The following is a 14,437-nucleotide window of genomic DNA, read 5'->3' on the forward strand; positions in this document are numbered from 1 at the left end:
CTGCATGAGCCATCCGCATCCGGAACTCTCCGGACCCCCGCCGCTGCCGCGAGGCGCGCTGCGAGTGACCCCGCTCGGCGGACTCGGAGAGATCGGTCGCAACATGACCGTCTTCGAGTACGGCGGCAAACTGCTCATCGTCGACTGCGGCGTCCTCTTCCCGGAGGAGGCCCAGCCCGGCGTCGACCTGATCCTGCCGGATTTCAGCTCCATCCGGGACCGGCTGGACGACGTGGTCGGCGTGGTGCTGACGCATGCCCACGAGGACCACATCGGCGGTGTGCCGTACCTCCTCAAGGAGGCGCCGGACATCCCGCTGATCGGCAGCAAGCTGACCCTGGCGCTGGTCGAGGCCAAGCTCGCCGAGCACCGGATCCGGCCCTACTCGCTGCAGGTCGTCGAGGGCGACGTGGAGCAGATCGGGCCGTTCGAGTGCCGCTTCGTGGCGGTCAACCACTCCATCCCGGACGCCATGGCCGTGGCGATCAAGACCCCGGCCGGCACGGTGTTCCACACCGGCGACTTCAAGATGGACCAGCTGCCGCTGGACGACCGGCTGACCGACCTGGCGACCATCGCCGAGCTCGGCAAGACCGGCATCGACCTGCTGCTGGCGGACTCCACCAACGCCGAGGTGCCGGGCTTCGTCACCTCCGAGCGCGAGATCACGCCGGTGCTGGACCGGGTGTTCGGCCGGGCCAAGGGGCGCATCATCGTGGCCTCCTTCGCCTCGCACGTGCACCGCGTCCAGCAGGTCTGCGACGTGGCCGCCGCGCACGGCCGCAAGGTGGCGCTGGTCGGCCGGTCCATGGTCCGCAACATGGCCGTGGCCCGCGACCTGGGCTACCTGAAGGTGCCCGCGGACCTGATCATCGATCTGAAGGAGATCGACGATCTGCCCGACGACAAGGTGGTGCTGATGTGCACCGGGTCGCAGGGCGAGCCGATGGCCGCGCTGTCCCGCATGGCCAACCGCGACCACCAGGTACGCATCACCGGCGAGGACACCGTGATCCTGGCGTCCTCGCTGATCCCCGGCAACGAGAACGCGGTGAACCGGGTGATCAACGGGCTGACCCGCTGGGGCGCCACGGTCGTGCACAAGGGCAACGCCATGGTGCACGTCTCCGGGCACGCCGCGGCCGGCGAGCTGCTGTACTTCTTCAACCTGGCCAAGCCGCGCAACTTCATGCCGGTGCACGGCGAGTGGCGGCACCTGCGCGCCGCGGCCGACCTGGCGATGAAGACCGGCGTGCCGGAGGACCGCGTGGTGATCGCCGAGGACGGCGTGACCGTGGACCTCGTCGACGGCGTCGCGCGCATCACCGGCAAGGTCGACGCCGGCTACGTCTACGTCGACGGCAGCTCGGTGGGCTCGGTGACCGAGGCCTCGCTGAAGGACCGCCGGATCCTCGGCGACGAGGGCTTCGTGTCGGTGTTCGTCGCGGTGTCGGCCGACACCGGCGCCATCGTCACCGGCCCGGTCATCACCGCCCGCGGCTTCGGTCTGGACGACCAGACGCTGGAGCAGGCCAAGCCGCTGATCGTGGCGGCGCTGGCGGACGCGGCGGCCGAGGGCATCGGCGACACCCACCAGCTGCAGCAGCTGGTGCGGCGCTCGGTCGGGCGCTGGGTGTCGAACACCACGCGCCGCCGGCCGATGATCCTGCCGGTGGTCGTCGAGGTCTGATCCGCTGTTCGGCCGGCCTTCGAAGGCTGTCACGGGCCATCCTTTCGCCGCAGAAGCGAAAGGATGGCCCGCCGCTTTCCCGCGAGCTGTAATGGATACCCGGGGACGAGACGGGGCCTTCGTGGGGCGGAGCCCGCCGTCTCGACCGGGGAACCCAAGCAACACGGCACCTCACCGGGGGGTCAGGGGCGGGGGTTCACACGGGGGAACGGGGATACGGGGGTAACGGGGGTGGCCGGGATCGCCGGTCCGCATCCGGCGGACACAGGTGGTCCCGGCCATACGATGTCCGAGCGCGGCCTGCCGCGCTCGCGTCGCCGCCGTGACATCCCCTGACGACCGGATCGCCGGGGCCGGCGGGGGCTACCGGCGATTCGCCGCTATCAGCTCGGCCCCGAGGCCGGTCAGCCGGTGCCGGACGCTGCGTCCGGTCCGCTCGGTGACCACCAGGCCGGCCGAGCGCAGCGCCGCGGCGTGCGCGGACGCGGTGGGCGCCTTGACGCCGAGCCGCACCGCCAGCTCGCCGGTCGTGGGGTCGTCGCCGATGACGCGCAGCGCGGCGGCGCGGGCCCGGCCGATGAGCGCGGCCAGGCCGTCGTGGGGCGGACCCTCGGTGCTGAGCGCGGCGGCGGCGTCCAGGTCGGAGACCGGATAGGCCATGATCGAGCGTCGTCCGGGGGCGATCAGCGAGCCGACGTAGTGCCCGAACACCGACGGGGTGAACGTCACCCCGTCGCCGCGCAGGTCGTAGCGCCAGTCCGGCACCTTGGCGACGGCCAGCGAGAGCTGTTCCGGCTCCCAGCGCAGCTTGGGGTGCAGGTCGTTCAGGACCGCGCCGGGGCCGTCGGTGGCCATCTGCCGGGCCCGGCGGCCGATGTCGGCGTCCAGGGTGCGGCGGATGTCCGGCCAGTCCTCGGCCAGGCAGGCCGTGTAGAGCGCGTGCATCGCGTCGGTGAACATCGGTATCAGCCGCTCGCCGCGGTCGCGCAGCGCGTCGTAGGCGCGGGAGGGGCGGCGGTCCCAGGTGTCGAAGATCGAGAAGTCCAGCGCCAGCTGGCTGTCGCGGACCGCGCGCAGCGCGTCCAGTTCCTCGTCCAGGCCGCGGTGCAGGTTCCCGCTGGGCGGCAGATTCGGGATCAGGAAGGCCGGGGCGTAGTTGGGGACCGCGTTCAGCAGCTCCATCACCGGCCGGCAGCGTTCGGGGATGTTCCGCAGCGCGCCGGCCAGCCAGCGCCGGTGCGCCGGGCGCAGCGGCCGGGTCGAGCCCAGCTGGTCCAGCCCGCGGACCAGGTTCACCAGCGGTGAGGTCTCGAAGCCCACACGAGCCAGGTCGGCGCTGGTCATGGGGATTCCGACCACGCAGCCTCGCTCCTTCCTCCCCATACCCGCCGCTCCGGCGGCCGGCTCGAAACGCTCCGGCGCGGGTGGCAGCACCCTGACGGCCCCACGGGCCGCCTTCGCAGGAATGATACGCCGCGAGCCCCCGACCCGGTCGGGTCAGGGGCTCGCTGTGCGTACCACGTGCGATACGCGGTGTCGCCTCAGGCAGCGGCCTCGGCCAGGTTGCCGGCGGACAGCTTCTCCGCCAGCGCCTTCCACGCCGGGACCTTGTCGCCGAACTTGGCGGCCAGCTCGGCCACCTCGGCGTCGATCTTCGTGCGGTCCGCACCCTCGATGGCGGACAGGAGGCCGAACAGCTCCTCGGAGTCCACCTTCAGGTGCAGGTTCTTGCCGTCGCCGGCGGCGAAGTAGCAGAAGCCACCGCCCAGCGGCGTGAACCGCTTCATGTCACCGAAGACACGCCCGCCGCCGGCACCACCGGCACCGGCCCGCACGGATGCGCGTGCTGTCTTGCTTTCCTTCTTGGCACCGGCCACGACGGCCCTCCTCGATAGTCCCGGCGCGTCGAGCCGACGCGGACGAACCAGCTGATGAATTAGGGATCGGCCCACGTGGGAAAGGGCGCGTACGCGTGCACGTGCGCGGCACCCACAAGGGGCCGACCGAACTACTTTAGCCTGAACGGCCGCCGAGACGGGAATCGGCGGTCCGGCCGCTCGCGGGTCTCCACGCTCAGACGACTTGCGTGTGGCGGGCGGTACCGGTGGGACATCACCGGTAGCCTGGTCATCATGGCCACCCGTACGCCCTCCAAGAACAGCAAGGCAACGGCAGCCACATCCGCGTCCAAGTCCGGCTCGAAGACCTCCTCCTCGAAGACCTCGGGGGCGGCCGGCTCGGCGGGAGCGGCCAGGGGCGCCGCTGCCAGGAAGGGGCGCGGCAAGGCTGCCGCCTCCGACACGGCGAACTCCGCCGCACCTCCGCCGAAGAATTCCCGCGCGCGCTCCGCACGCAACGCCGGGCCGCTGGAGAAGGGCATCGGCAAGCTGGCCTCCGGCTCGCGCCGGAGCGCCGGGCGCGCCTCGCAGGGGGCCAAGGCGCTGCACCCGGACCACCGGCGCGACGCCTTCGGCTTCGCGCTGATCGGCCTGGGCATAGTGATGGCCGCGTCGCTGTGGCACGGGTTCCCCGGCGCGGTGCCGCAGGCCGTCGTCGCGATCGTGGCCGGCGGCTTCGGCCGGGTCGGCGCGTTCACCCCGCTGCTGGTCTTCGGGCTGGCGGTGCGCGTGATCCGGCGGCCGGAGGAGGCCGCCGACACCAACCGGATGTCCATCGGCTGGGGCGCCTTCACCGTCGCCGCGGTCGGCCTGATCCACATCGCCGGCCACATGCCGCACCCCGCGGACGGGGCGACGGCGATGCGCAACGCCGGCGGCTGGGTCGGCTACGCGATCTCGGCGCCGCTGGTCTCGACGGTGTCCTCGTTCGTCGCGGTGCCGCTGCTGATCCTGCTGCTGCTGTTCGGCGTCCTGGTGATCACCGCCACGCCGGTGTACCGGATCCCGGAGCGGATCCGGGCCGGGCGCGGACACGCCGGCGGGTTCCTGCACTGGATGATCTTCGGCGAGCGCGAGGATCCGGACGCCCTGGCCGACGAGGAGGACGACCCGTACGGGATCCTCCCCGAGGACGACCCCTCGGACAACGAGGTGCGCAACCAGCGACTTCAGCAAACGGTCGAGAACGAGCCGACGATCTTCATCCCGATGTTGGACGAGGCCGGGGACGTCACCCCGGACGCGGTGGTGGACGCGCTGCCGCCGGTCGAGGACGGCACGCAGGTGCCGATCCCGGTCGCGGTGCCGCGCAGCCGGAAGGCCGGCGGCAAGAAGGTCGGGGCCTCCGCGGCGGCCACGGGGTCCTCGCCCAAGGACGCGGTCCAGGCCGCGATGGAGCTGTACGCGGCCAGCGTCGACCCGGACGCCGAGTACAAGCTGCCGCCGCCGGACATGCTGCGCGTCGGGGCGCCGCCGAAGATGCGTTCCAAGGCCAACGACGCCGTGGTGGCCGCGCTGGTCGAGGTGTTCAAGCAGTTCAACGTCGACGCCAAGGTCGTCGGCTTCACCCGCGGCCCGACAGTCACCCGCTACGAGGTCGAGCTGGGCCCGGCGGTCAAGGTCGAGCGCATCACCGCGCTGTCGAAGAACATCGCCTACGCGGTCGCCTCGGCGGACGTGCGGATCCTGTCGCCGATCCCCGGCAAGTCCGCGATCGGCATCGAGATCCCCAACACCGACCGCGAGAACGTGGCGCTGGGCGACGTCCTGCGCTCGGTGGAGGCCACCGGCGAGACCCACCCGATGATGGTGGCGCTGGGCAAGGACGTCGAGGGCCGGCACATCGTGGCCAACCTGACGCGCATGCCGCACATGCTGGTGGCCGGCGCGACCGGCGCGGGCAAGTCCACCTGCATCAACACCCTGATCGTCTCGGTGCTGCTGCGCGCCACCCCGGACCAGGTCCGGCTGATCCTGGTGGACCCCAAGCGGGTCGAACTGACCAGCTACGAGGGCATTCCGCACCTGATCACGCCGATCATCACCAATCCGAAGAAGGCCGCCGAGGCGCTGCAGTGGGTGGTCCGCGAGATGGACCTGCGCTACGACGACCTGGCCGACTCCGGCTTCCGCCACGTCGACGACTTCAACGCCGCGGTCCGCGCCGGCAAGCTCAAGCCCCTGCCGGGCTCGGAGCGCGTGTACCAGCCGTACCCGTACCTGCTGGTGATCGTCGACGAGCTCGCGGACCTGATGATGGTCGCCCCCCGCGACGTCGAGGACTCGATCGTCCGCATCACCCAGCTCGCCCGCGCCGCCGGCATCCACCTGGTGCTGGCCACCCAGCGGCCGTCGGTGGACGTGGTGACCGGCCTGATCAAGGCGAACGTGCCGTCCCGGCTGGCCTTCGCGACCTCCTCGCTCGCCGACTCCCGCGTCATCCTGGACCAGCCGGGCGCGGAGAAACTGGTCGGCCAGGGCGACGCGCTGTTCCTGCCGATGGGCGCCTCGAAGGCCCAGCGGCTGCAGGGCGCGTACGTGTCGGAGACCGAGATCGCGGCGGTGGTGAAGTTCTGCACCGACCAGCTGACGCCGATGTACCGCGAGGACGTCACAGGACAGGCGGGCTCGAAGAAGGTCGTCGAGGAGGAGATCGGCGACGACCTGGACCTGCTCCTGCAGGCCGCGGAGCTGGTGGTGTCGACGCAGTTCGGGTCGACGTCGATGCTCCAGCGCAAGCTGCGGGTCGGGTTCGCGAAGGCCGGGCGGCTGATGGACCTGCTGGAGACGCGGAACGTGGTCGGGCCTTCGGAAGGGGCGAAGGCCCGGGATGTGCTGGTGCGGCCTGACGACTTGGAAGGTCTGCTGGATTCGATTCGCGCTGAGGCGGGGGCCGGGTAGGTCGCGACCGCGCCGAAAGGTCGCGCGAGTGTTCCACTTCTCTTGACCGGCCGCGTGCTGAACCCTTTGTCGACAAGTCGATCGGGACTGGTCCGCGCGCCCTATCAATACGACATATGGGCGAATCCATGCGCCAGGTCGCCTCAATCCACTCGATCTAGGGCATAGCCGTCTGTGTGGGGGTGTGCGCGGCGGGAGGTCCGGCGGGCTTACGGGTCAGGTGAATCGAGGCGGTGTCGCATGGGCGGTCAGCGGGCTGAGGACGAGCGGGACGGCGTGGGCGTCGGGCTCGACGAGGCGGACTCGCTGCGCGGTGAGCGCTTCGTCGGGGACGAGGTGGCCGGCGGCGGCGTCGCCGGGGGCGTCGGGGGCGGTGTCGGCGCGCGGACTGCGGCGCGCGCCGGCACCGCTACCGAGGTCGTGACGGCTGCCGGGGCTGGTGCGGACGCGGCGGTGTCGGCGCACGTCGCTCCCGCTGTGCCGGCCGCGGCTTCGGAGCCGGGATCGGTGCCGGGATCGGTGCCGGCGGAGCCGGTCGACCTCACCGACTCCCAGATCGTCGGACGCCGCCTGTCGCTCGCGCGCCAGCACGCCGGGCTGTCGATCGAGGACGTCGTCGCGGCCACCCGCATTCGGCCGGGCATGCTGCGGGAGATCGAGGCCGGCGAGTTCGTGCACTGCGGCGGCGACGTCTACGCTCGCGGCCACGTGCGCGCCATCGCCAGGGTTGTCGGCATCGACCCGGAGCCGCTGCTCGCGGAGCACCCGCCGTTCGTGCCGAGCGACCTGCCGGTGCGGGGGCGGTCGCGGGTGACGCCGCGCGCTGAAGCTGCCGCGGGTCCCGCTTCGGCGGCGGCCGGTCAGAACAGCCCCGAGCCGGGCAAGAGGTCGAGCGCCCCGTCCTCCAACGCGGTTCCGACCAACGCGGTTCCGACCAACGCCGTTCCGACCAGCGCCGCCCGCGACAACGCCGCGCGCTTCGCCGGACGAGCCCCCAGCCGGGTCATCCGTCCCGCCGCCGAGGGCGCGACGCTCGTCGCCGCGAGCCGGGGCAAGAGCAGCGGCAGCGGCAACGGCCCGATCACCGGCAAGCCGGCACTCGCCGCCGGCAAGGGCTCCGGCTCCGTCCGTCCGCCGCAGCCGCCCCGCAAGGACGACCCCGGCAAGATCGAGCGTCACCCCAAGTCGGCCAACTGGACCGCCGCGATGCTGGTCGCCCTGCTCGGCCTCGTGGTCTTCGCCGGCGTGCAGCTGATCGGCGACGGCGGCGACGGCAAGACCACCGCGGCCGCGGTCCCGGTGCCCGCGCCGAAGGCCGCCGCGATCAAGCCGCCGCCCCCGGCCGTGCCGCCGGCGCCGCCCAAGGGCGTGGCGGTCCGGATCGCCGCGGTCGGCTCCGACAGCTGGCTGAACGTCACCGGCCCGGACGGCAAGGTCCTGTTCGACAACCTCCTGCCGGCCGGCAGCACGCAGAACTTCCAGGACCCCAAGCAGCTCGGGGTGACCCTCGGCAACGCCGCGGCCGTCCACATGACCCTCAACGGCAAGGACCTCGGCGCGGCCGGCGGCAGCGGCCAGGTCGTGCACGTGACGCTGAACCCGACCGGCGCGGTCGCCGGCTGAAGCGCGGGACGAGCGGCGGGCGAACAGATCTGAGGGCGGCGACCATCACGGTCGCCGCCCTCAGCCGTGCCTTGTTTCTTGTTTTCTGAGCTAGAGCCAGAGCCGGAGCGAGCGCATGAACCTCAGCACTCGCTCTCGGCCGAAGCCTTCTCCAGCAGCTCCGCCACCACAGCCAGCTCCTCATCGCTGAGCCGCGAAAGACCCGGAGCCGGCTCGGCCAGAATCCGGATCGCGGTCACCGCGGCGGCGTGCCCCTCGGCGGTCAGCTCGACCATCTTCGCGCGGCGATCGTCCGGGGCCACGCTGCGCGTGACCAGGCCGCGCTCTTCGAGGTCGTCGACCACGTTCGTGGTGTAGGGCTTGTCCCAGCCCAGACGGGCCGCCAGTTCGCTCATCCGCAGCGGTCCGCGCACCAGCCGGCGCAGGGCGCGGGCGCGGCCGAAGCTCACTCCGGTCGCGTCCTCCACGGAGCGCCGGATGTCGCGCTGGTGCAGGACCAGCTTCTGCATCGCGGCGTGCGCACGGTAGGCGTCGTGGCTGGGGTGGTCGCTCATCGCAGTGCGGCAATCCCGGGTTCGGTCGTCGGCTCGGTGGTGGTGCGCTCGCTCGGCTCCGTGAGCCGCGCCGCGGTCCGCGCGGCTGTCGCCGCCGCGCGCTTCCCGGTCGTGAGCATACCTAGTACGAACACTGCAAGGCCGCAGCCGACGAGGATCCACCACCCCGCGTGGCTGGCCGCCGGCAGGCCCGTGCGGGCCGGGCCGGTCGCCCGCGCCACCACCACCGAGCCGATGATGGCCACGCCGAGGGTCTGCCCGACCTGCCGGCTGGTGGACGCCACCGCCGCCGCGACCCCGGCCTGCGCCCGCGGCATGCCGGACACCGCGGTGTTGGTGATCGGCGGGTTCAGGGTGCCGAAGCCCAGGCCCAGGATCGCGTAGGCGACCAGCAGCAGTGCGACCGGCGTCGTGGCGCTCAGCCCGGTCAGCAGCAGGGCGGCGAGCGCCAGCAGCACGCCGGCGGCGATCAGTGGCACCCGCGGCCCGTGGTTGGCGACCCACCGTCCCGAGCGCGGGCCGACGATGACGCTGGCCACGGCGATCGGCAGCGTCAGCAGCCCGGCCTTCAGCGCGCTGTAGCCGAGCGCGTTCTGCAGATACAGGGTGTTCATGAACAGGAATCCGGACAGCGCCAGGAACCCCGAGACCGCCATCAGCGTGGCGCCGGAGAACGGCAGGCTCCGGAAGAACCGCGGGTCGATCAGCGGCTGCGCGCGGCGCAGCTCGTAGGCGACGAACCCGGCCGCCGCCGCGATCGCCACGACGAACACCGCGACAGTGCGTCCCGACATCCACCCCACGCGGGGCGCCTCGATGATCGCGTAGGTGATGCCGGCCAGGAACGTGATCCCGAGCACCTGCCCGACCGGGTCGAAGCGGCGTGCGGTCGGGGCCTTGGACTCCGGGACGAAGACCCCGGTCAGCACCACGGCCGCGATCCCGACCGGAACGTTCACCCAGAAGATGGACCGCCAGCTCGTCGCGCTCAGCAGCAGGCCGCCGACCACCGGTCCGGCCGCCATGCTCACCCCGAACGCCGCCGACCAGACACCTATCGCCTTGGCCCGGTCCTTGGCGTCGGTGAACACGTTGGTGATGATCGACATGGCGACCGGGTTCATCATGGCGCCGCCGACGCCCTGGACGGCGCGCGAGCCGACCAGCGCCCCGAGGTTCGGCGCCACCGCACAGAGCGCTGAGCCGACGACGAACAACGAGGTCCCGGTCATGAACACGCGGCGCCGGCCGAGCCGGTCGCCGAGCGAGCCGGCCAGGATCAGCAGGGAGGCCAGGGTCAGGGTGTAGGCGTCGATGGTCCACTGGAGCCCCGAGACCGGGGCCTTCAGATCGCGCTGGATGGACGGCAGGGCCACGTTCACGGCGGTGTTGTCGATCCCGACGATGAACAGGCTCATGCAGCAAATGACGAGGATCAGGTAGCGACGGCGCTGCGCGATCTCGGGCACGGTGCCTCCCGAAGAAAAGGTTGTGTTTCAGTAACCATTGTTAGCACACAACTGTTGTGTCTGGCCAACTATTCCGCGCGCTGTAGCCTGGTGGCCATGTCCGGCACCCTGTCCCCAGCCACTCCGCCCACGTCCCCGCGCCGCACGGTGGCGCTGGTCACGCTGGGCTGCGCCCGCAACGACGTGGACTCCGAGGAGCTGGCCGGCCGCCTCGCCGCCGACGGCTGGGACCTGGTCGAGGACCCCAACGGCGCGGACATCGCGGTGGTCAACACCTGCGGGTTCGTCGAGGCCGCGAAGAAGGACTCGATCGACACGCTGATCGCGGCCGCCGATGCCAAGGACGAAGGCGCCGGCCCCAAGGCCGTAGTAGCCGTCGGCTGTCTGGCCGAGCGCTACGGCCAGCAGCTCGCCGAGGCGCTCCCGGAGGCCGACGCGGTCCTGGGCTTCGACGACTACCAGGACATCAGCTCGCGGCTGACCGCGATCCTGCACGGCGAGCGCCCGATCTCGCACGTCCCGCGCGACCGGCGCACGCTGCTGCCGCTGTCGCCGGTGGACCGGCAGTCGGCCAAGGGCGGCGTGGCGGTGCCGGGTCACGGCGACGCCACCGACGCCGCTGACATCGTTGACGCTGCTGCGGCGTCTGGAACCGCCGATTCCCCAGCCGCCGAGCGCCCCGACGACCCGACCCTGTCCCCGGTCGCCCCGCCGACCCGCCGCGTCGTGCGCCGCCGCCTCGACGACGGCCCCTCCGCCCCGCTCAAGCTGGCCTCCGGTTGCGACCGCCGCTGCTCGTTCTGCGCGATCCCGGCCTTCCGCGGCTCCTACCTGTCCCGCCGCCCGCACGACATCCTCGACGAGGCCCGCTGGCTGGCCGGGCAGGGCGTGCGCGAGCTGGTCCTGGTCTCGGAGAACTCCACCTCCTACGGCAAGGACCTCGGCGACCTCAAGCTCCTTGAGACGCTGCTGCCGGAGCTGGCCGCGATCGACGGCGTGGACTGGCTGCGGGTCAGCTACCTGCAGCCGGCCGAGATGCGTCCGACGCTGATCGACGTGATGTCCTCGACCGAGGGCGTCGTGCCCTACTTCGACCTCTCCTTCCAGCACTCGGCTCCCGGCCTGCTGCGCCGGATGCGCCGCTTCGGCGGCACCGAGTCGTTCCTGGAGCTGCTGGAGACCATCCGGACCCGGGTCCCGCACGCCGGCGTCCGCTCCAACTTCATCGTCGGCTTCCCGGGCGAGACGGCCGCGGACTTCGAGGAGTTGGAGACGTTCCTGTCGCAGGCGCGCCTGGACGCGATCGGCGTGTTCGGGTACTCCGACGAGGACGGCACCGAGGCCGCCGGCTACGACGACAAGCTCGACGAGGACGAGATCGCCGAGCGCGTGGCGCACCTGACGAGCCTGGCCGAGGAGCTGACCGCGCAGCGCGCCGAGGACCGGGTCGGCGAGCGGATCGACGTGCTGGTGGAATCCGTGGCGCACGACGGCGTGGCCGAGGGCCGCGCGGCGTTCCAGGGCCCGGAGGTCGACGGCTCGGTCATGCTGGTCCCGGCGCTGGAGCCGGGGACGCCGGCGGTGGAGCTCGTGCCCGGCGCGATCGTGCCCGCGAAGGTGGTGGGAAGTGAGGGGGTGGATCTGCACGCCGTGGCGATCACTCCCCTAAGCTTGGTCGGGTGAAAGCCGCCGCCCCGGACCCGCTGACGCTGGAGGCGTCCCCGGCGGGTCTGTGGAACATGGCCAACATCCTCACGATGGTGCGGCTGCTGCTGGTGCCGTTCTTCGGCTTCCTGCTCGCCCACGACCACGGCCGCTCGGCGGCGTGGCGGGCCATGGCGTGCGCGGTGTTCGTGGTCGCGAACATCACCGACACCCTGGACGGCAAGGTCGCCCGGGCCCGCAACCTGGTCACCGACTTCGGCAAGATCGCCGACCCCATCGCCGACAAGGCCCTGATGGGCACCGCGCTGGTGATCCTCAGCGCGCTCGGCGAGCTGAACTGGTGGATCACGATCGTGATACTCGCCCGCGAGCTGGGCATCACGCTGCTGCGGTTCTGGGTGCTGAAGTACGGCGTGATCGCGGCCAGCCAGGGCGGGAAGCTCAAGACTTTCCTGCAGGGCTTTGCGATTCTCTTCTATCTGATTCCGACCTCGGCCACGTGGTGGCACTGGGTGAGCGTGGTGACGATGGCCGCCGCGCTGGTGCTGACGGTCGCGACCGGGGTGGACTACGTGATGCGAGCGGTGAGACTGCGGTGGAGCGGGACGAAGCGGTAGGGACCGAGCAGATCGGCCGGCTCGCGACCGAGCTGGTCCAGGACGGGACCGCTCTGGGCTTCACGGTCGCGGTCGCGGAATCGCTCACCGGCGGGCTGCTGGCCGCGGCGATCACCTCGGTTCCCGGTGCTTCGGCGGTCTTCCGCGGTTCGGTGACCGCGTACGCCACCGAGATCAAGGCCTCGGTGCTCGGTGTCGACGCTGATCTGCTGGCGCGCCAGGGCGCGGTGGACGCTGAAGTGGCGCGCCAGATGGCTGAGGGCGTGCGGCGGTTGTTCGGGGCCTCCATCGGCCTGTCGACGACCGGTGTGGCCGGTCCGACCGAGCAGGACGGCAAGCCGGTGGGGCTGGTCTATGTCGGCTATTGCGCTTCCGGCCGGCCGACCGCCGAGGAACTGCACCTCGAAGGCGACCGTGAGGCCATCCGCGCGCAGACTGTTCTCCGGGCGCTGTCGCGGGCGCTCAAGCGCGATCAGCGCTGATCCGGAACCCGAGCACCCGCGCCACCCCGAACAGCATGGCGCCGCACAGCGCGTAGGAACCCAGCACGTCCGACACCCAGTGGAAGTCCATCCACACCAGCGAGAAGCCCACGGTCAGCGCCCACAGCGTCATCGCCACGGTGATCGCGATCCGCATCCGGTGGCCGGTGAGCACGAACGCCAGGATCAGGGCCGCGGTGCCATAGCCCAGCATCGTGTTGCCGGTGTGCCCGGACGGGAAGTAGCCGAGGCCGCCTGACATCGCCTGGCCGGCCATGCTGGGGCCGGGGCGGTCGCCGACGGCCTTCAGGAACAGCACCACGAGCAGCGCCGCGTAGCCCGCCGCCATCGCCAGGACCGGTCGCCAGCTACGGCGGAGCAGTGCGGCGCCGAGGCCGACGAAGGCCATCGCGACCATCGGCACCTGGATCTGGAACGGCACGCCCTGGACGGCGACGCCGCCGCCGAGGTCGGCGATCTTCTTGAAGACCGGCCAGCGGTTCTTCCCCTGCGTCGCGTGCGACACGTTCTGGATGTGGTTCCGGGCCCAGAGGTCGAACGAGGTCAGGAACGTCGGACGGGCCAGCACCAGGACCCACATCACGAGGAAGACGCCGACCAGGATCAGCGGGATGAGGGCTTCCGGCTGTCGTAGTGCGTGCCGGCGGCTGTTTGGTGGCCTGTCGGGCTCCGCTGCGGGACCGGATCCAGCCCCGAGGCCGGTGTCGGCGATCTGCGCGTCAGTCATCAAGACCAACTCTCGCATACGCGAACGGCTAGCGTGCCGGTATGGAACGCGTCACCATCATCACGGGCGGCGGCCGGGGAATTGGCCGCGCCACCGCCCTGCGCCTGGCCCGGGACGGCCACGACATCGCCTTCAGCTACCTCAGCGACGACGCCGCCGCCGAGGTGACCGCCGCGGAGGTCCGAGACCTCGGGCGCCGCTGCGTGCCGGTCAAGATGGACACCACCGACGAGGCGGACGTGGAGCGCCTCTTCGACACCGCGATCGGCGAGCTCGGAGGGTTGACCGGCCTGGTCAACAACGCCGGCGTGACCGGTCCGCTGACCCGGCTCGTGGACGCCGACGTCGCGGATATCCGCCGGGTCGTCGATGTGAACGTGATCGGCTATCTGCTGTGCTGCCGTCGCGCGGCCAAGGAGATGGCGAAGCGCGGGGGTGGTGCGATCGTGAACGTCTCCTCCGGTGCGGCCACCCGGGGTTCGCCGGGCGAGTACGTGCACTACGCCGGCGCCAAGGCCGCGGTCGACTCGATCACCGTGGGCCTGGCGCAGGAGCTGGGAGGCGAGGGGATCCGGGTGAACTCGGTGCAGGCCGGGGTCACGCGTACCCGTATCCATGCCGACATGGGAGACGCGGATCGCGCCGAGAAGCGCGGCGCGATGCTTCCGCTCGGTCGGCCCGGCGAGCCGGAGGAGATCGCGGCGGCCATCGCGTGGCTGCTGAGCGATGACGCGAGTTTCACCACTGGTGCGGTGTTGCGGGTGGCTGGGGGCAACTGAGGCGTGTGCGC

General features: G+C 71.6%; 12 protein-coding genes. 7 read left to right on the forward strand and 5 right to left on the reverse strand.

Features of this window, described 5'->3' with window-relative positions; translation table 11 throughout:
- Positions 1–4 precede the first annotated feature (4 nt).
- A complete protein-coding gene (locus ABH935_RS14205) occupies positions 5–1,690 on the forward strand; it encodes a ribonuclease J (protein WP_370378333.1) in 1,686 nt (561 codons plus the stop codon).
- Between the two features lie 363 nt (positions 1,691–2,053).
- Here the strand turns inward: ABH935_RS14205 and ABH935_RS14210 are convergent, their stop codons facing one another.
- Positions 2,054–3,049, reverse strand: a complete 996-nt coding sequence (locus tag ABH935_RS14210) for a DUF5937 family protein (protein ID WP_370378334.1) — start codon at positions 3,047–3,049, stop codon at positions 2,054–2,056.
- 182 nt (positions 3,050–3,231) lie between these two features.
- A complete protein-coding gene (locus ABH935_RS14215) occupies positions 3,232–3,567 on the reverse strand; it encodes a hypothetical protein (protein WP_370378335.1) in 336 nt (111 codons plus the stop codon).
- 255 nt (positions 3,568–3,822) lie between these two features.
- Here ABH935_RS14215 and ABH935_RS14220 point away from each other — a divergent pair, with 255 nt between their 5' ends.
- Both ABH935_RS14220 and ABH935_RS14225 read left to right on the forward strand, forming a co-directional pair.
- Entirely contained in the window at positions 3,823–6,489 is a 2,667-nt protein-coding gene (locus ABH935_RS14220) for a DNA translocase FtsK 4TM domain-containing protein (protein ID WP_370378336.1), read from the forward strand.
- Positions 6,490–6,729: 240 nt separating this feature from the next.
- Positions 6,730–8,112, forward strand: coding sequence for a helix-turn-helix domain-containing protein (locus ABH935_RS14225; RefSeq protein WP_370378337.1), 1,383 nt, complete (start codon positions 6,730–6,732; stop codon positions 8,110–8,112).
- A gap of 122 nt (positions 8,113–8,234) precedes the next feature.
- Here ABH935_RS14225 and ABH935_RS14230 read toward each other — a convergent pair whose 3' ends face one another.
- Positions 8,235–8,666: a MarR family winged helix-turn-helix transcriptional regulator gene (locus tag ABH935_RS14230; RefSeq protein ID WP_370378338.1), complete on the reverse strand. Its 432-nt coding sequence runs from the start codon at positions 8,664–8,666 to the stop codon at positions 8,235–8,237.
- The gene (locus ABH935_RS14235) at positions 8,663–10,135 is read right to left on the reverse strand and encodes an MFS transporter (RefSeq protein WP_370378339.1); all 1,473 of its coding nucleotides are present in this window, start codon (positions 10,133–10,135) and stop codon (positions 8,663–8,665) included. Before ABH935_RS14235 ends, ABH935_RS14230 begins: the two co-directional genes overlap by 4 nt.
- A gap of 96 nt (positions 10,136–10,231) precedes the next feature.
- On the opposite strand from ABH935_RS14235, the gene rimO reads away from it, so the two are divergent.
- From rimO to ABH935_RS14250, 3 genes are read left to right on the forward strand one after another with little or no spacing between them, the layout of a single operon-like run.
- The gene (gene rimO, locus ABH935_RS14240; RefSeq protein ID WP_370378340.1) at positions 10,232–11,818 is read left to right on the forward strand and encodes a 30S ribosomal protein S12 methylthiotransferase RimO; all 1,587 of its coding nucleotides are present in this window, start codon (positions 10,232–10,234) and stop codon (positions 11,816–11,818) included.
- A complete protein-coding gene (gene pgsA, locus ABH935_RS14245) occupies positions 11,815–12,417 on the forward strand; it encodes a CDP-diacylglycerol--glycerol-3-phosphate 3-phosphatidyltransferase (protein ID WP_370378341.1) in 603 nt (200 codons plus the stop codon). The genes rimO and pgsA overlap by 4 nt, the downstream gene beginning before the upstream one ends.
- A gap of 11 nt (positions 12,418–12,428) precedes the next feature.
- Positions 12,429–12,899: a CinA family protein gene (locus ABH935_RS14250; RefSeq protein WP_370378502.1), complete on the forward strand. Its 471-nt coding sequence runs from the start codon at positions 12,429–12,431 to the stop codon at positions 12,897–12,899.
- Here ABH935_RS14250 and ABH935_RS14255 read toward each other — a convergent pair.
- A complete protein-coding gene (locus tag ABH935_RS14255; protein ID WP_370378342.1) occupies positions 12,880–13,647 on the reverse strand; it encodes a phosphatase PAP2 family protein in 768 nt (255 codons plus the stop codon). The two genes, ABH935_RS14250 and ABH935_RS14255, sit on opposite strands and share 20 nt — an antisense overlap.
- A 41-nt stretch (positions 13,648–13,688) precedes the next feature.
- Between ABH935_RS14255 and ABH935_RS14260 the strand changes: the two genes are divergently transcribed.
- A complete protein-coding gene (locus tag ABH935_RS14260) occupies positions 13,689–14,426 on the forward strand; it encodes an SDR family oxidoreductase (RefSeq protein ID WP_370378343.1) in 738 nt (245 codons plus the stop codon).
- Positions 14,427–14,437: the final 11 nt, after the last annotated feature.

The organism is Catenulispora sp. GAS73 (assembly GCF_041262085.1).
GTDB lineage: Bacteria > Actinomycetota > Actinomycetes > Streptomycetales > Catenulisporaceae > Catenulispora.